Here is a 17223-nt window from a genome sequence, read left to right as displayed (position 1 = left end):
GGGTCGCTGTGTTCGCGCGCGGTCCATCGCGTGTGCTATTTCACACGTTGATAACATGTACGAACATATACGAACACGCCGTGATTCAAGCGTTACCTCTCACGAATTGACCCCGCGGCCGTGAGCGGCCAAGCTGAAGCGGTCGATGACGGCGCGAGGCGCCGCAAACGGGCCCCTGGGTCCCTCAATGCTGAGGAAAGCGCACACGGACGTGACGATGACGAACTCACAACTAGTAACAGAACCAAACAAACTCAACAGATCGCCGAGGCGGGTTCAGGCTCGGGCTTCGCGCCCGGAGCGGCTCGGCAACGGCATGTTCGCCGTCCTGTTGGTGGTGCCGGGCATGGCGCTCATGGCCGTCGTCGTGGCGTATCCCCTCGTCTCGGCCTTGGTGACCGCCTTCTTCAGGCAGAGCCTGGTGCTGCCCGGTCGCGAGTTCGTCGGGTTCCAGAACATCGTCGACGTGCTGCAGGACGACTTCCTTCGCCTGCTGTGGCAGACGCTGGTCTTCACGCTCGGCACCACGATCGCCCCGTTCGTCATCGGCTTCGCGCTGGCGCTGGCCCTGAACACGCAGATTCGCGGGTCGAAGGTCTTCCGCGGGCTCATGCTCATCCCCTGGCTCGTTCCGGGGGTCGTCGTCTCGTTCCTGTGGATGTGGATCTTCAACGCCAACTACGGCGTGATGAACGCGATCCTCGAGCCGCTCGGGGTCAGTCCGCAGGCGTGGCTCGCCCAGCCCGGGACCGCGATGTTCGCCGTGATCGTGGCCAAGACCTGGCAGTCGTTCCCCTGGATGATGGTCATGCTCCTGGCCGGCCTGCAGACGGTACCGAAGGAGCTGCACGAGGCCGCCGAGATGGACGGGGCCGGTACCGTGCGCCGATTCTTCTCGATCACCGTCCCGCAGATCGGCGGGATCATCGGTCTCGTGCTGCTGCTGGAGTTCATCTGGAACTTCCAGCACTTCGACATCATCTACGTGCTCACCGGCGGAGGTCCGGCCGGATCCACCGAGACCTTCGCGACCTCCGTGTACGAGACGGCCTTCCACGGCTTCGATCTCGGTCACGCCGGTGCGCTCGGCCTGCTCTGGCTCATCCTGCTCATGGCGCTCGTCGTCGTCTACGTCCGATTCTCCGAGAGGGGCGAGAAGCGATGACCAGCACCGCACTGCCCACCGTCACCCCCGCCCCCGACGTGCCGCCCGTGGTCGCTCCGGCGCCCGAGCGTCGTCGTCGCCCGAGCTCGGGGCTGCGCTCCGACCGCCCGGGTGTCCGGCTCGCGTCGTGGGCCGCGCTGATCGTCTGCGGCGGCTTCGCCCTGCTTCCGGTCTACTGGCTGCTCGCCACCTCGTTGACCCCGCGGGACCAGGTCTTCTCGTACCCGCCGAAGCTGTTCCCCACCGAGATCACCTTCGACGCCTACACCTCGCTGACCTCCAACCCGCAGCTGTTCACCTACCTGCAGAACAGCGTGATCGTCTCGGTCATCACCGCTCTGCTGTCGGTGATCGTCTCGGCCTACATGGGGTACTCGTTCTCGAAGTTCCGGTACCGCGGGCGCCGCCAGCTGATGTACTTCGTGCTGGCCTCGCAGATGTTCCCGCAGGCCCTGCTGCTCGTCACCCTCTACAGCGTGTTCAGCGCCTACGGTCTGCTCAACACCTACACGGCGCTGGTGCTGTCGTTCACGACCTTCACGCTGCCGCTGTGCGTCTGGATGCTGAAGGGCTTCTTCGACACCATCCCCGACGAGCTGATCGAGGCGGCCCGTGTCGACGGCGCTTCGCGCCTGCGCACGATCCACTCGATCGTGCTCCCGCTGGCGGCCCCCGGTCTGGTCGCCGCGGGCCTGTTCGCCTTCGTCCGCGGTTGGAACGACTTCATCTTCGCCCTGACCCTCGCCGGCCCCGACAAGCAGACGCTGCCCCCGGGCCTCGTCAACACCTATGTCGGCGAAGCGGCAACGGCGTGGCCCGAACTCATGGCCGCCTCGCTCGTGGTGTCGCTGCCCGTGGCGATCGCCTTCATGCTGCTGCAGCGCTTCCTCGTCAGCGGTATGACGGCCGGCGCCGTCAAGGGCTGACCGCTCCACTCCCTTTCTTCTGCTCACCTGTCAAGGAGGACACCTATGTCAGCTTCATCGCTTCCCCACCCGTTGATCACCCGCCGTCGCGCGCTGCAGATGTTCGGCATCGGTGCCGCCGCCGCGGCCCTGGCCGGATGCGTACCCACCGGCAGCGCCGGGCCCGCCGCGGGCGCGGCCGGCCTGAACGGCGCCGATCCCACCGACTTCGCGTTCTCGTCGTGGTCGCTCACCGAGGAGTCGGCGAAGCCGGCGCTCGAGGGCACCCTCGCGGCGTACGAGAAGGCTCGCGGCATCGCGATCAAGCGCACGGCGTTCCCGTACAACGAGTACATCAACCAGCTCATGCTGCAGGTCACGGGCGGTCAGTTCACCGGCGCCGCGCACGTCGACGTCGCCTGGCTCGGAAGCCTCGCGGCCACCGGCAAGCTGCAGGACGTCTCGGCCCTGGCATCCGGTCGCGGCTACACCTCTTCGGCCCTGCAGGCGGCCACCTTCGACGGCGTTCAGTACGCCCTGCCGTGGACCATCGGCGCGATCGGCCTCGTCGCCAACTCCGAGACGCTCGGCAAGGTCGGCGTCGCCCCCGATGCGTTCCCGACGACGGTGGACGAGTTCGAGAAGACCCTGGTCGCGCTCAAGGGCCTCGGAAACGGCCTCATCCCGTACGCCGCCTCGACCAAGGCCGCGCAGCTGAAGGACATCCTCATCTGGATGCAGACCTTCGGCAGCCCGCTGGTCGACGGCGACACCGTCACGATCGGCGACGACGCCAGCATCGAAGCGGTCACCTGGTACAAGGGGCTCTACGACCAGGGCCTGATCGCCGCCGACGTCGATCGCTTCGACGCGCGGAGCCTGTTCGCACAGGGGCGCGCCGCGATGTACGACGACGCCCCCGTGGGCCGCGCCGCGGTGACGAAGGAATCGCCCGACGCGAGTCTCGCGAGCAAGCTCGCCCCCGTGTCGCGCCCGGTGCTGAAGGCGGGTGACACGCCGCGCGCGCTCGTCTGGGGCGGCGCGATCGCCGTGGTCAACGGAACGGGTGCGGCCACCGCGGGCGACTTCGCCCAGTACGCCACGTCCGACCTCGACGCGATCCTGGCCGACTACGCCCTGCGCGGTCTGCCGCCGGCGACCACCGAGGCGCTCTCGTCGTCGGAGGTCGCCGCCGACACCTTCGGCGCGCAGTTCAGCGAGCGCATCACGGCCACGGCCAGCTCGAACCCGCTGTGGAAGTTCACCGCGTACTCGCAGATCGAGTCGGCGATCGCCGACAACGTCCAGGCCGTGCTGATCGGATCCGCTTCGCCGGCGGACGCGATGAAGCGGGCCGGCGAGGCCGCGCAGAAGCTGGTCGGCTGACGTGCGGTTTCTGCGCGGAGGGAGCGCGGCGGCGATCGCCGCGCTGACCCTCGGGCTCGTCGTCGCGCCGTCGGCACACGCCGTCGGTGGGGTGCCGACGGTCGAAGAGCTCCCGTTCGCGGTCGACTCGTCGAACCAGGCGGCGTGGTGGAACCCCCTCGATGTCGTGGGGGACGTGACCTACTTCGCCTTCAACGCCCCCGCGGCCCAGGCCGCGCGGCACGAGGTGCATCTCGCCTCGCGTGCGGCCGACGGCACGTGGGCCGAGGGGTGCCTGCGCACCTCCCCGGGAGCGGCGTGCGTCACCTTCGTCGACGACAACGGTCACAACCAGCCCTCCATCGTCGTCGACGGTGACGGGGTCATCCATGCCTTCGTCTCGATGCACAACGAGCAGTGGAACTATTTCCGCTCCGACACCGCGGGCGACGTGAGCACGATGGTGGATCGCACCTCGACCATGCCCGATCTCGACGTCGACATCACCTACCCCGTGACCGCCCGCGGAGCCGACGGCGACGCGTGGGTGCTGGTGCGGACCGGGACGGATGCCGACGGTGCGCGCGAGGGCGTGCTCTACCACTACGACCGGAATGCCGGCTCATGGGGGCGCGAGACGACCATCGCCGCGGCGAAGGGCTACTCCTTCTACCCCGACGACCTCGAGGTCTCGCCCGACGGTCGCGTGCACGTGCTGTGGGAGTGGGGTCCGTTCCCCGCCGACCCCGCGCGCCACCTCGGCTCGTACGCCGTCTACGATCCGGCGACGGGGTCGCTCGCGGACGCTACCGGCGCCACGGTCCCTGGCCCGATCACCCCCGCCTCGACGGGCGCGATCGTCTGGCGACCGTTCCTCACCGGCGAGACGATCCGCAGCTACACCCCGGCGGTGCAGTCAGCGAAGCTCGCCCTCGACGGCTCCGCTCTCGCGGGCATCGGTTACCGCTTCGTCGAGAAGGACCGCACGGCCTACGACGCCCGCTTCGTGCGGTGGGACGGATCGTCCTGGATCGACGAGAAGGTCGTGGACTCCGCGGCCCTCGGCGACGGCGTCGCCACGTCGGCTGCCGTCGACCTCACCCGCGCCGGGTCGACGACGCGGCTCTACACCGTCGTGACCGCCCAGGTCTGCGGCGAGGTGCGCAGCCGCGCAATCGTCGCCGAGCGCGCCGACGCGGCCGCCGCGTGGACCTATGCCGCTGTCGGTGAGTCCCGTCTGGGTCAGCAGCGCCTGCGGGCGCAGACGCGATCGACCGATGACGCCGACGTCGTCTACCTCTCCGCTCCTGCGGCGGCCCCCGCCCGTCTCGCCCGCGCCGTCGTTCCTCGAGACGCGGCCGTCGGTCCCGCCACCTCGCTGTCGACCCTCGTCTCGGACCTCCGCGACGACCCGGGCGGCGTGAACGTCGCGCTGGGCGCGACGGCCACCGCCTCGTCGAGCCTGCGCGCCGACACCGGCCCCGCACTCGCCGTCGACGGCGTCTGCAGCGACGCCAGCCGGTGGATCTCGGCGGTCGGTGACACCGCTCCGTGGATCTCGCTGAGCCTGACCGCGCCGGCGACGCTCGACGAGGTGCGCGTGCGCAGCGGTTACAGCGCCGACTCGGGCTCCGCCGCCGTCCTGCGCTCCTTCGAGGTGCAGGTGCACACCCCCACGGGCTGGACGAGTCTCGGCTCCGTCACCGCGAACACGCAGCGCCTCGTGACCGTTCCGGCCGGCGGCGTCGTCGCGGACGGCGTGCGGCTGCTCATCAGCGACCCGTCGGCATCCACCACCGACGTCGCCCGGGTCTTCGAGATCGAGGCGATCGCCGTGGACTGAGCCCGTCGACCTCTCGCCGCATCACATTCGGACGCCCCCGCGTCCCCAGGAAGGACACCCGCAGAATGCGTTCACACACGGCCGACTACGACGTGGTCGTCGTCGGCGGAGGACTCGCCGGAGTCGCCGCCGCCATCGCCGCCGCCCGGCTCGACCGGCGCGTCGCCCTCATCAACAACCGACCGGTCCTGGGCGGGAACTCCTCGTCGGAGGTCCGTGTCTGGGTGTGCGGGGCGACCGCGCACGGCAATCAGCGGTGGGCGCGCGAGAACGGCATCATCGGCGAGCTGTACCTCGAGAACCAGTACCGCAACCCCGACGGCAACCCCATCCACTGGGACGACGTGGTGCTGGATGCCGTGCGTGCCGAGCCGAACATCTCGCTGTACCTCAACACCGACGTGCGCGACGTGGCCGCCACCGGCCCCGAGGGTGCGCGCCGCATCGAGTCGGTGACGGGATGGACCATGGGAGCCGAGACCGAGACGCGCTTCGTCGCCCCGGTCTTCCTCGACTGCACCGGTGACGGACTCGTCGGCCACCTCTCCGGGGCGAGGGCGCGGCTCGGCAAGGAGTCGCGGGTGGAGTTCGACGAGGACTGGGCGCCGGAAGAGGCCGAGCGCACCTTCCTCGGCTCGACGCTGTTGTTCTACACGAAGGACGTGGGGCATCCGGTGCGTTTCGTCGCACCCGATTCGGCGAAGTCGATCCTCGAGACCCCGATCCCGTCGTCGCGCATCATCCGAAGCGGTGACAGCGGAGCGCACTACTGGTGGATCGAGTGGGGCGGCGAGCTCGACATCGTGCACGACAACGAGCGCATCCGCGACGAACTGCGCTCGGTGATCCTGGGCATCTGGGACCACATCAAGAACTCGGGCGAGTTCGACGCCGACAACCTCGACCTGGAGTGGATCGGCAACGTCCCCGGCAAGCGCGAGTACCGCCGCCTCGTCGGCGACTACACGCTGCACCAGCGCGACATCATCGAGCAGACGCGCTTCGACGACGGCGTGGCCTTCGGGGGCTGGTCGATCGACCTGCACCCCAAAGAAGGGATGTACTCGACCGGTGCGGGCGCCGTGCAGCGCTTCTCGAACGGCGTCTTCGAGATCCCGTTCCGCTCCCTCTACTCCGCCGACGTCGAGAACCTCTTCATGGCGGGGCGCGACGTCTCGGCCACCCACATCGCGTTCGGCGCCGCGCGCGTCATGGCCACGTGCGCCGCGATGGGCGAGGCGGCGGGGACCGCGGCATCCCTCGCCCTCGCTCATCACACGAGCCCCCGCGGGCTCTACGAGAATCACCGTGAAGAACTCCGGCAGCTGCTGTTGCGACAGGACGCCCCGCTCATCGGCGTGGCCGACACCGACCCGCAGAACCTCGCCGCCTCGGCGCGGGTGACGGCCTCGGGCGTGCGCGCGGGTCTCGGACCGAGCGAGGCGGCTTCGGTCCGGCCCCATCCGCTCGAGCACGACCTCGGCATCGTCGTGCCCGTGCACCCGCGTCTCGATGGCTTCGACCTGCGGGTCACCGCCGAGCACGACGTCGATCTCGAGGTCGAGGTGTGGTCGACGGGGCTCCCGCAGAACGTCGTCCCCGAGCACCTCGAGCACGCGGTCACCGTCGCCGTGACCGCGGGCCAGGCGCAGTGGGTGCACGCCCCGGTGCGGTGGGAGCCGCAGGCCCCGGCCAACGCGGTCGTCGTCGTGCGCGCCCGACCCGGCGTGAGCGTGTTCGTGTCGGACGAGCTTCCTCCCGGCATCCTGACCCTCGTCCACACCTCGGATGCCGACGACCAGAACGTCCAGGTGAGCCTCGACGAGCTGCTCGTGCAGTGGCCGACCAAGCCGTTGCGGGGGCGGTCGGTGCAGTTCCGCGTGCCCACGCCGTCAGAGGCGCTGGCGCCCGAGCGTGCGGTCGGCGGCTACCAGCGTCCCTTCGGTGGTCCGAACCTCTGGGCCTCGGCTCCTCTGGCCGAGGGCGACGCGTGGCTCCGTCTCGACTGGGAGCAGCCGGTCGTCGCGCGCGAGGTCGTGCTGGTCTTCGACGACGACCCCGACGTCGAGCTCAATACCCTCCACCACCATCGCGATCCCCACCTCGTGATGCCCTCGCTCGTCGAGGCCTACCGGGTCGAGGCGCAGACGGCCGGGGCGCAGGAATGGGTCGAGGTCGCGGTGGTGACGCAGAACAGACGTCGCCGCCGCCGGCACCCGCTCCCCGAGGGGCTCGGCGCGATCAGCGCCGCGCGAGTGGTGGTGACGGCGACCCACGGCGCGCCGGAGGCCCGCATCGTGGCCTTCCGTGTTCAGGAGTGACATGCCGCGCGATACCGTAGCCCCCAGAACAGACCGCCCCGCGGCGCGCGCGAGCGCCGCCCGGTCCTCGACGAGGAGCCCCGCCATGACCGACACGCCCTCGGCGACGCGGCGGATCTCCCCCCTGTCGCGTCGCGAGCGCACGGGAATCGTCGCGCTGGCGGTGCCGAATCTCGAAGAGCCGTACTTCGCCGAGCTGACGACCCTGCTGGCACGCGGCGCCGAGGCGCGCGGGCTGTCGATCCTCATCCAGCAGACCGAGGGCGACCACCAGCGAGAGATCGATGTCGCGAACGGGGTGGGGCTCCCGGCGACCGACGGCCTGATCCACATCCCTCGGTCCTTGACCGTCGGAGACCTGACGCGGCGCACCGACCCGGGCCCCCTCGTCCTGCTCGGCGAGCACATCGCCGTGAGCCCCTTCACCCACGTCTCGATCGACAACCGTCGCACGGCGGACCTGGCGACGGCGCACCTCGCCTCCTCCGGGTGCGGTCGGGTCGCCTTCCTGGGTCCTCGCGTGTCCCGTCCCTCGGATGCCGCGGACCAACGCTTCGCCGGCTACCGCGACGCCGTGTCGCGCCTGGGCTTGGCCGACGAGCCCGGCCTGATCGTGCCGGTCGACGCCTTCACCTCGGAAGAGGGTGCGGAGGCGCTGCGGCGTCTGCACGACTCCGGCATCGCCTTCGACGGCGTGGTGTGCTCGAACGATTCCGTGGCCTTCGGCGTGCTGGCGGCGCTGCACGAGCGCGGGCTCGCGGTGCCCGGCGATGTCGCGGTGATCGGTATCGACAACGTGCACGCGGCGCAGTTCTCGGTGCCGGCGCTGTCGTCGGTCGCCCCCGACGACCACGGCATCGTCGAGGCGGCGTTCGCCGAGCTCGAGCGTCAGATGGCGGCTCGCCCGGGCGCCGACGTCCCGGTCCGGCACATCGTGGTCGACGCCACGGTCATCGCGCGAGCGAGCACGGCGCGGTGAGCTCGGCTGTCGCCGCCCGGTCTTCTCGAGGACGCGGGCGCGTCTCAGTCGTCGCCGTCGGCGGCCACCCAGAGCTCGGCGACGTGCGCGCGCAGCGTCTCTTCGGCTTCGGGGGAGAGCCCCGCGTCGGTGACGACGAGGTCGACCTCGTTCAGGTCGACGATCGTGGTGAGTCCTACCGCCCCCCACTTCGTGTGGTCGGCGAGCACGACCGCCCGGGCCCCCGCAGCGACCAGCGCGCGGTTCGTCTCGGCCTCGAGCAGGTTCGAGGTCGTCAACCCCGCGGTGAGGTCGATCCCACGGACGCCGAGGAAGACGATGTCGCAATGGAGGTGCTCGAGCGAGGCGACCGCGACCGGACCGACGAGCGCGTCGGCCGGGGTGCGGACGCCGCCGGTGAGCACGACGGTCTGGGTGTAGGGCTCGTCCGCCCGGTCGGGGCGGGCGAAGACGTCGGCGACGGGCAGCGAGTTCGTCACGATCGTGAGGTCGTCGATCCCGCGCAGCTCGCGGGCGAGCGCCCAGGTCGTGGATCCGCCGCCCAGACCCACCGACATGCCCGCTTCGACGAGTTCGGCGGCGCGGCGGGCGATGGCACGCTTGCCGTCGCCGTTGCGGCGGGCCTGCGTGGCGAGGTCGCGAGAGCCGCCGATTCCGGGCTGCGGGCTGCGGGCTCCGCCGCGCACCTTGTCGACGCGGCCGTCGGCGGCCAGCACGTCGAGATCGCGCCGGACGGTCATCTCGCTGACGCCGAGGGTCACGGCCAGGTCGGGGACCGCGGCGGCGCCCTGGCGGCGGACCTCGGCCAGGAGGCGGGATCGGCGTTCGGCGGCGAGCACGATCGCTCCTCTCGTTCGGGCCTCCAGTCTTCCACGGCGGTCCGCTCGTGAACGGCGTCATCGCCGATCCCGCGGGCGATGGAGCCTACGGCTTCGAGCTGCCGGCCCTGCGCGCGGTGCCACCGGTCGCTCCGCCCGTCGGATTCGCCGAGCGCTGGCGGGCCTGGGCGGCGGAGGCGATGCGGGTCGACCCCGACCCCCGCATGAGCCCCCTGGGGCGGGTCGCCGGCCGTGCCCTGTTCCTGGTCGAGCACACCGTCGCCGACGGCCTGCGCCTGCGCGGGTGGTTCGCTACGACCGTCGACGGGGTGCCGCCCCGCGTGGGCATCGTGCACGGCCACGGCTACGGCGGTCGAGAGGCGCCCGACGTCGACCGCGTCCCGGACGATGCGGCGGTGTTCTTCCCCGTCGCCCGGGGGCAAGGGGTGCTCAACGCCGGTCTCGGGGCGCCGACGCCCGCCGAGGGGCATGTGCTCCACGGCATCCACTCGATCGAGGAGTACGTCCTCGGCAGGTGCGCGGTCGACCTCTGGCACGCCGGGTCGGCGCTGCGGGCGCTCGCCGGGTCCGTTCCCCTGTATTACGTGGGCGAGAGCTTCGGGGGCGGGATCGGCGCGCTGGCCCTGCCGTGGGACGACAGATTCGTCGGCGCGACGCTGATCGTGCCGAGCTTCGGTCAGTACGACCTGCGATTGCGCCTGCCGTGCGAGGGCAGCGGGGAGCGGGTGCGCGCCCACGTCGCCACCCACCCCGAGGCGCGCGAGGTGTTGCGCTTCTTCGACGCTTCGACGGCGGCGACCTTCCTGCGCGTGCCGGTTCGCGTGGAGTGCGCGCTGCGCGACCGCCACGTTCCCCCGCCCGGCCAGTTCGCGGTCGCGAATGCGATCGACGAGGCGCCGGGGGCCGAGCTCGAGCTCGACGTGCAGCCCTACGGCCATCGCGAGTACGCCGGTCTCGACGAGGTCCGGATACGGGCTTTCGCCGCCACGCGCGCTCACATCGACGGGGTGCTCTCGCGCCTCGTCGGGGAGAAGGAGAACCCGTGACCCAGTTCGATCTGCCCCTGGCCGAGCTCGAGGCGTTCTGCCCGGAACGCGAGGAGCCCGTCGACTTCGACCGGTTCTGGACCGAGACGCTCGCCGAGGCGCGCAGGGCGGCATGGCCCGCGCGATTCACCCCGGTCGACGCCGCCGACAGCGGTGTGCTCGGCGTCGAGGTCGACGACGTCGTCTTCGCGGGGTTCGCGGGACACGAGGTGCGGGCGTGGCTGCTGCGCCCGCGCGGGGCCTCGGGCCCCCTGCCGTGCGTCGTTCAGTACATCGGCTACAACTCGGGCCGCGGCCTCGCGCACCAGCACACGCTCCTGCCCTCCGCCGGCTTCGCGGTGATGGTCATGGACACGCGAGGCCAGACCAGCGGGGCGCTCCCCGGTGCGACCGCCGACCCCGTGGGCGGCGGTCCGCACGTCGCCGGTCGCGTGACCGAGGGCCTCGACGACCCCGCCCGCTCGTACTACCGGCGCGTGTTCTGCGACGCGGTGCTCGCGATCGACGCCGTGCGCGCGCACCCGGCCATCGATGCGACGCGCGTGAGCGTGTGGGGCGGCAGCCAGGGTGGGGGCATCGCCCTCGCCGCGACGGCGCTGAGCGAGGGGCTGCGGTTCGCCGCGATCGACTTCCCGTTCCTGAGCGCCATGCGTCGGGCCGTCGCGATCACCGACGCCGCGCCCTACAGCGAGATCGTCACCTACCTGCAGACCCGGCGTGGGCAGGAAGAGGAGGTCTTCCGCACGCTCTCCTACTTCGACGGCGTGAACTTCGCCGCGAGGGCGAATGTCACCGCGCTGTTCTCGGTCGGGCTTCGGGATGCCGTGTGCCCGCCGTCGACCGTGTATGCGGCGTACAACCACTACGCGGGTGAGAAGAGCATCCGCGTCTACCCGTGGAACGGCCACGAGGGTGGCGGTCCGGTGCACCAGCTCGAGGTGCTGCGCGCGCTCGCCGTGCACGGCTGATGCGGCGCCCCGGAGCGCTGCGACGGCGCGGAGTGAACAGTGACGCGGGACGAGAGTCGGGTTCGAGACCAGCGGGCGTGACCGGCGCCGCCGCTCAGGACACCGTCGCCTCGACGGCCCGACGGAAAGAGCGCAGCGCTGCTCCCCAATAGCGCCGCACGGGGAGGCCGCACGCGCGCAGAGCGGATCCGTGGTCGATGGCCACGACGGTCGCCGCTCCGACGGCGACCACCCACCACAGGAGCAGGACGAGCGCCCGCACGGGTGTCGCGAGGGAGGCGAGCCCTCCCCGGAGCTGAGCGATCTGAAAAGCGAGGTGATGCTCTTCGTCCCGCGCGATGCGCGTGCCGATTCCGCGGATCACGGGGTCGGGCCCGGAACGCGCAAGGACGACGAAGTAGGGCATGGCGACGGCTTCAGCCGTCAGGAACAGGGCCAGCTCGGTGCGCAGCCCGAGCGCGCGCCGAAACCGCGTGAAGACGAGGTCGGACCAATGAGCGGTCAACGTGCCGGCCCCGAGGTGCCGAAGGCCGCGTCGGAACAGCGCCGAGTGTTCCTGCTCCTCCGCCACCAGGAGCCTCAGGGCCTCCCGTTGGGCGGGACCGCAGCCCTCTGCCTTGCGGAGCAGATGGAGCCCGTCGCCACCCTCACCCAGCTCGAATCTTTGAAACGACCGCACGAGGGCGGCCCGGACTTCGCTCGGTAGGCGAGCGGGAGTCTCCCCGTCGATCTCCGCCTCGATCGCGTCGTGCCGTCGACGGTTCGAGGTGAAGTGCGTGACCCACTTCTCGAACTCGGTGTCGGGCGCTGTCGTGTCGTCGCTGGCCGTCATGAGAGCAGTGTCGCAGGCGAGGCTCGCGGGTCCGCCTCGACATGCGCCCCGCGGCCGGCGTCGAATTGGCTTCGAATATTGCGCCCTGATGCGACAACTTTTGGTTGCCTTTCTGCAAAAGCCTCACTACTGTCGGAAGGACCAGGACACCTCGACGACGAGTCCCCCCTCGATCACCCCCGGGCCGCCCCCCTCCCCCCACGGGAGCGTCCCACCCGAACACCTCCCACCCGCGGAGTCGCGCCGTCGCGCGTGCCCGGCAATCGACGTCCCTCAACGAAGAACGGACCCCCACGTGAACACTTCGGACACCCGCCGCACCGCCGACGTCGGCGCCTGGTTCATCGGTGCGCGAGGCTCCCTCGCCACGACCGCGACCCTCGGCATCCACGCCCTCGCCACGGGGGCCGCCACCCCCGTGGGCCTCACGACCGAGACCGACGCGGTGCGCGTCGACGAGTTCCCCGCGATCGCCGACATCGTCGTCGGCGGACACGACATCGCGACCACCCCGCTCGAAGAGCGTGCGCGGCAGCTCGCCGCCGGGGGCATGTTCCCCGCGGCACTCGTCGATCGGGTCGTCGAGCGCCTGCGCGAGACCGAGCAGAACCTCCGCCCCGTCCCCACGATGACGGCGACCCAGCAGGAGGAGATCGACCTCCTCGCGGCCGACATCATCGACTTCCGCGAGCGCTACGAGTTGCGCGAGGTCGTCGTGATCGACGTCTCGTCCACCGAGCCCCTGCCGCCCTACCACCCGGGATTCGAGGACGAGGAGCTGCTGCAGACGGCTCTCACAACGCCGGGCGTGCGGGTCCTGCCGCCCAGCTCGCGCGCCGCCCTCGCCGCGATCGCGGCCGGAGCCGCCTACGCGGCCTTCACCCCCTCGGCATCCCTCAACCTCCCCGTCCTGCGCGACCGCGCTGAACGCGCGGGCATCGCCTACGCCGGTCAGGACGGCAAGACCGGCGAGACGCTGCTGCGCACGGTGCTGGCCCCGATGTTCACGGCCCGCGGGTTCCGCGTGCAGTCCTGGGCCGGCACGAACCTGCTCGGCGGCGGCGACGGCGCGACCCTGGCCGATCCCGAGGCGGTGCGCTCCAAACTCGTGTCGAAGAACCGCGGCCTGCACGCCCTGGTCGGCGACGACGTCGTGACCCCGCTGCACATCGACAACGTGCCCGACCTCGGCGACGTCAAGACCGCGTGGGACCACGTCAGCGCGACCGGTTTCCTCGGCAGCCGCGTGACGCTGCAGACCACGTGGAGCGCGTACGACTCCGCTCTCGCCGCGCCCCTGGTCATCGACCTCGTCCGCGCGTTGTCGCTCGCGACCCGCGCCGGCCACGCCGGTGTCGTCACCGCCCTCGGCTGCTTCTTCAAAGACCCGTGGGGCAGCGACGTCCACGGCTTCGGCGAGCAGACCGCCCGCTTCATCTCGTGGGTGCACGAGACCGCCGCCGCCGTCGCGGCAGCTCGGGTCGCCGCACCGTGACCCGGGCCGCGGACTACCTCGACCTCGTCCGCGCCCCCGCCTCGCTCACCGTCCTCGGCGACGCACTCGTCGGGGCGCTGAGTGCGCGCGGGCCGGGTGCGGCCGCTCCCCTGCGGATCAGTGCCCTCGCGGCATCGTCGGTCTGCCTGTACAGCGCCGGCATGGCCCTGAACGACTGGGCGGATGCCGACCTCGACGCGCTCGAACGCCCGGAACGCCCCATTCCCTCGGGGCGGATCAGCCGTGACCGCGCCCTCGCGGTCGGCGCGGGACTCACCGTTCTGGGCGTCGGCTCGGCCTTCGTCGCCGGTCGCTCCTCGGGTCTGGCCGCGATCGCTCTCGCCGGGGCGCTGTGGGCGTACGACACCGTGTTCAAGCCCACCGCGGCGGGCCCCGTGGTCATGGCCGCGTGCCGGGGGCTCGACGTGATGATGGGCGCCGCGGGCCCGGGGTGGCGCTCGGCGCTGGTTCCCGCGGGCGCCGTCGCCGCGCACACCGTCGCCGTCACCGCGATCTCGCGGGGCGAGGTCGACGGATCGACCGTGAACACCGGGCGCGCCGCCGTGGCCGTGAGCGTCGCCGTGGCGGCATCCGGTCTGCTCGGTCGGGGAAACCGCCCCGCCGCCCTCCTCGGGGCAGCTCGCTACCTCGCCGCGGTCCTCCCCGGGCAGCTGCGCGTGGCCCGCCGGCCCGGAGCCGCCGAAGCGCGAGACGCGACCCGCGCCGGCATCCGCTCGGTCGTCCCCCTGCAGTCGGCCCTCGCCGCCCGCGCGGGCTCGCCGCTCGCCACCGCCGCCCTGCTGGGCGTCGAGACCCTCGGCCGCGTGCTCGGCCGCCGCCGATCGACGGGAGACATCACATGAGCTGGACCTGGGGATACGGCACCAACGGCTTCACCGACCACCCGCTGCCCGCCGCTCTCGACGTGCTGCAGCATCACGGCTACGGCGCCGTGGCCCTCACGCTCGGTCACCCGCACCTCGACCCCTTCGCCGCCGACTGGCGCGCGCAGACCCAGGCGCTCGCCGCCGACCTGCGTCGCCGCGGCCTGCGGGTGGTCGTCGAGACGGGGGCCCGCTACCTTCTCGACCCGCTGCGCAAACACCGGCCGACCCTGGTCGACCGCGAGGCCGGGTCGCGGATGGCCTTCCTGCGCCGGGCCATCGAGATCGCCGCGGTCCTCGATGCCGACTGCGTGTCGCTGTGGAGCGGAGTCGTGCCCGACGACGTCTCGGTCGATCAGGCCCGCGTGCTGCTCGAGGAGCGTCTGCTCGAGCTCACCGCGTTCGCCGCCGACGCGAGCGTCACCCTCGCCCTCGAGCCCGAACCCGGCATGCTCGTCGAGACCGTGGCCGATGCTCTCGCGCTCCGCGCTCGCCTCGGCCACCCCGCGAACCTGGGCCTGACCGTCGACCTCGGGCACTGCGTGGTCGTCGAGCCGGCGGGAGTGGTCGGGGCCCTGCGCGCCGCGGGCGGGCTGCTGCGCAACGTCCAAGCCGACGACATGCTGCCCGCCGCGCACGAGCACCTGCCTTTCGGCGAGGGTGAGCTCGATCTGGATGCCGCCCTCTCGACGCTGCGCGAGATCGACTACGCCGGAGTGATCGCGGTCGAGCTGCCGCGGCACGCGCACGCGGCCCCCGAACTGGCCCGCGCGAGCATGGCGGCGCTGGTCGCGGCGGCGGAGCGAACGGCCACCGCGGGGGCTGCGGGGGGAGGAGATTCGGCCGGGGAAGGGCCCCGGTCCTCCGCAGAGTCCTCCGCTGCCCGAATCTCCTCCGCTCCCGGGGCGGGTCCCGCGGGGGCTGTGGGGGGAGGAGTTTCGGCCGGGGGAGGGCCCCGGTCCCTCGCAGAGTCCTCCGCTGCCCGAATCTCCTCCGCTCCGGGGGCGGGTCCCGCGGGGGCTGCGGGGGGAGGGGATTCGGCCGGGGGAGGGCCCCGGTTCTCCGCAGAGCCCTCCGCCCCCGGAATCTCCTCCGCTCCCGGACCCGCGGCCCCGCCGGCACACCCCTGGACCACCCGCGCCATCGAGCAGATACGGACGGATGCCACCCGCGCCCCGCACCTGTTCGCCTCGGCGGGGCGCGAGGTGGGGCGCGACCCCCTCTCCGCCGAGCCCTTCGCGCCGACCGCCGACGATGCCGCGCGCGCCGCGATCATCGCGACCCTGGCCGACAGCGGCGCCGACCCCGCCGTGGCGGTCGCGCTGTACCGACGCGGAGACGACGCCGAACGCCGCGGCGTGCTGCGCGGACTCGACGCGCTCGCCGCACCCGCCGCCGCGTGGCGCGAAGCCGGTCTCGAGCTGGTCGTCGACGCCCTCCGTGCCAACGACACCCGGCTCGTCGCCGCCGCGCTCGGGACCTTCGCCGCGGAGCACCTCGACGATCACGCGTGGCGCCACGGCGTGCTGAAGTGCGTGTTCCTCGGCATCCCCCTCTCCGTCGTCTCGGGCCTGGAGGTCCGCGCCGACGACGAACTCGCCGCGATGGCCGAGCGCTTCGCGGCCGAGCGTCGCGCCGCGGGCCGGCCCGTGCCCGACGACCTGCTCCTCCTGCGTGCTCGCGAAAGGGCCTGACATGCGCATCTTCGACCCCCACATCCACATGTCGGCGCGCACCACCGACGATTACGAGGCCATGTACGACGCGGGCGTGCGCGCGCTCGTGGAACCGGCGTTCTGGCTCGGTCAACCGCGCACGAGCGTGGGGTCGTTCCTCGACTACTTCGACGCCCTGATCGGGTGGGAGAGGTTCCGCGCCGCGCAGTTCGGCATCCGCCACCACTGCACGATCGCGTTGAACCCCAAAGAGGCGAACGACGCGCGCTGCCGCGAGGTGATGGCCGAGCTGCCGACCTACCTCGCCAAGGACGGGGTCGTCGCCGTCGGTGAGACCGGGTACGACTCGATGACCCCCGAAGAAGACGAGATCCTCCGTCAGCACCTCGCTCTCGGCATCGAGTTCGCCCTCCCCGTCCTCGTGCACACCCCGCACCGCGACAAGACCGTCGGCACGCAGCGCACGCTCGACGTGGTCGCCGAGTCGGGCATCGCGGTGGAGCGTGTGCTCGTCGACCATCTCAACGAGACCTGCGTCGACGCGGTCGCCGACAGCGGCGCCTGGATGGGTTTCTCGATCTACCCCGACACGAAGATGGACGAACAGCGCGTGGTCGCGATCATGCGGCGCATCGGCCTGGACCGGGTGATCGTCAACTCCGCGGCCGACTGGGGCCGCTCCGACCCGCTCAAGACCGCGAAGACGGGCCTCGCCATGCTCGACGCCGGCTTCAACGACGACGACGTCGACCGCGTCCTGTGGCGCAACCCCCGTGACTTCTACGCGCAGAGCGGCCGTGTGAACACCGACCCGATCGAGGGCTTCGCCCCCGCGAACCAGGGCCCCGAGCTGTTCGAGGGCAATTCGGTGCTGCGCGGCATGGCGTCGCGCCAGGGGGCCTGAG

General features: G+C 71.7%; 14 protein-coding genes. 12 read left to right on the top strand and 2 right to left on the bottom strand.

Annotated elements, in window-relative coordinates; all coding sequences use genetic code 11:
• Positions 1-316: 316 nt before the first annotated feature.
• From NE358_RS14900 to NE358_RS14875, 6 genes are all read left to right on the top strand, one after another.
• Positions 317-1165, top strand: coding sequence for a carbohydrate ABC transporter permease (locus NE358_RS14900; RefSeq protein WP_103208315.1), 849 nt, complete (start codon positions 317-319; stop codon positions 1163-1165).
• Positions 1162-2091 (top strand): carbohydrate ABC transporter permease, encoded by a 930-nt coding sequence (locus NE358_RS14895; RefSeq protein WP_103208317.1) that lies wholly within the window; start codon positions 1162-1164, stop codon positions 2089-2091. Before NE358_RS14900 ends, NE358_RS14895 begins: the two co-directional genes overlap by 4 nt.
• Before the next feature lie 45 nt (positions 2092-2136).
• Complete coding sequence (locus NE358_RS14890) at positions 2137-3456, top strand: extracellular solute-binding protein (RefSeq protein WP_103208319.1); 1320 nt, start codon at positions 2137-2139, stop codon at positions 3454-3456.
• A gap of 1 nt (position 3457) precedes the next feature.
• The gene (locus NE358_RS14885; RefSeq protein WP_289939737.1) at positions 3458-5278 is read left to right on the top strand and encodes a BNR-4 repeat-containing protein; all 1821 of its coding nucleotides are present in this window, start codon (positions 3458-3460) and stop codon (positions 5276-5278) included.
• A 65-nt stretch (positions 5279-5343) separates the two neighbouring features.
• On the top strand, positions 5344-7599 hold the full coding sequence (locus NE358_RS14880; protein ID WP_103208324.1) for an FAD-dependent oxidoreductase: 2256 nt from the start codon (positions 5344-5346) through the stop codon (positions 7597-7599).
• A gap of 85 nt (positions 7600-7684) precedes the next feature.
• Positions 7685-8578, top strand: coding sequence for a LacI family DNA-binding transcriptional regulator (locus tag NE358_RS14875; RefSeq protein ID WP_103208326.1), 894 nt, complete (start codon positions 7685-7687; stop codon positions 8576-8578).
• A gap of 44 nt (positions 8579-8622) precedes the next feature.
• Here NE358_RS14875 and NE358_RS14870 read toward each other — a convergent pair whose 3' ends face one another.
• Entirely contained in the window at positions 8623-9417 is a 795-nt protein-coding gene (locus tag NE358_RS14870) for a DeoR/GlpR family DNA-binding transcription regulator (RefSeq protein WP_115917053.1), read from the bottom strand.
• 47 nt (positions 9418-9464) lie between these two features.
• Here NE358_RS14870 and NE358_RS14865 point away from each other — a divergent pair, with 47 nt between their 5' ends.
• Positions 9465-10463: an acetylxylan esterase gene (locus tag NE358_RS14865; RefSeq protein ID WP_103208331.1), complete on the top strand. Its 999-nt coding sequence runs from the start codon at positions 9465-9467 to the stop codon at positions 10461-10463.
• A complete protein-coding gene (locus NE358_RS14860; protein ID WP_289939730.1) occupies positions 10460-11431 on the top strand; it encodes an acetylxylan esterase in 972 nt (323 codons plus the stop codon). The genes NE358_RS14865 and NE358_RS14860 overlap by 4 nt, the downstream gene beginning before the upstream one ends.
• 94 nt (positions 11432-11525) lie before the next feature.
• Here NE358_RS14860 and NE358_RS14855 read toward each other — a convergent pair whose 3' ends face one another.
• Positions 11526-12263 carry a ferritin-like domain-containing protein gene (locus NE358_RS14855; RefSeq protein WP_289939728.1) on the bottom strand — a complete coding sequence of 246 codons (738 nt, stop codon included), beginning with the start codon at positions 12261-12263 and terminating at the stop codon, positions 11526-11528.
• Between the two features lie 295 nt (positions 12264-12558).
• Between NE358_RS14855 and NE358_RS14850 the strand changes: the two genes are divergently transcribed.
• From NE358_RS14850 to NE358_RS14835, 4 genes are read left to right on the top strand one after another with little or no spacing between them, the layout of a single operon-like run.
• Complete coding sequence (locus NE358_RS14850; protein ID WP_289939726.1) at positions 12559-13758, top strand: inositol-3-phosphate synthase; 1200 nt, start codon at positions 12559-12561, stop codon at positions 13756-13758.
• A complete protein-coding gene (locus NE358_RS14845; RefSeq protein WP_289939724.1) occupies positions 13755-14621 on the top strand; it encodes an SCO3242 family prenyltransferase in 867 nt (288 codons plus the stop codon). The genes NE358_RS14850 and NE358_RS14845 overlap by 4 nt, the downstream gene beginning before the upstream one ends.
• Complete coding sequence (locus NE358_RS14840) at positions 14618-16336, top strand: EboA domain-containing protein (RefSeq protein WP_499318018.1); 1719 nt, start codon at positions 14618-14620, stop codon at positions 16334-16336. The genes NE358_RS14845 and NE358_RS14840 overlap by 4 nt, the downstream gene beginning before the upstream one ends.
• A 1-nt stretch (position 16337) precedes the next feature.
• Positions 16338-17222 (top strand): TatD family hydrolase, encoded by an 885-nt coding sequence (locus NE358_RS14835; RefSeq protein ID WP_289939720.1) that lies wholly within the window; start codon positions 16338-16340, stop codon positions 17220-17222.
• The last annotated feature ends 1 nt before the right edge of the window (position 17223 follow it).

The sequence above is a fragment of the Sphingomonas sp. G5 genome (genome assembly GCF_052660795.1).
Note: the sequence above shows the minus strand (reverse complement) of the source record. Positions and strands in the feature narration are given on the sequence as shown.

Bases quoted from the DNA above. Each gene is read 5' to 3' on its own strand.
- NE358_RS14900 (WP_103208315.1), top strand. From the start codon at position 317: ATGTTCGCCGTCCTGTTGGTGGTGCCGGGCATGGCGCTCATGGCCGTC.
- NE358_RS14895 (WP_103208317.1), top strand. From the start codon at position 1,162: ATGACCAGCACCGCACTGCCCACCGTCACCCCCGCCCCCGACGTGCCG.
- NE358_RS14890 (WP_103208319.1), top strand. From the start codon at position 2,137: ATGTCAGCTTCATCGCTTCCCCACCCGTTGATCACCCGCCGTCGCGCG.
- NE358_RS14880 (WP_103208324.1), top strand. From the start codon at position 5,344: ATGCGTTCACACACGGCCGACTACGACGTGGTCGTCGTCGGCGGAGGA.
- NE358_RS14875 (WP_103208326.1), top strand. From the start codon at position 7,685: ATGACCGACACGCCCTCGGCGACGCGGCGGATCTCCCCCCTGTCGCGT.
- NE358_RS14855 (WP_289939728.1), bottom strand. From the start codon at position 12,263: ATGACGGCCAGCGACGACACGACAGCGCCCGACACCGAGTTCGAGAAG.
- NE358_RS14840 (WP_499318018.1), top strand. From the start codon at position 14,618: ATGAGCTGGACCTGGGGATACGGCACCAACGGCTTCACCGACCACCCG.
- NE358_RS14835 (WP_289939720.1), top strand. From the start codon at position 16,338: ATGCGCATCTTCGACCCCCACATCCACATGTCGGCGCGCACCACCGAC.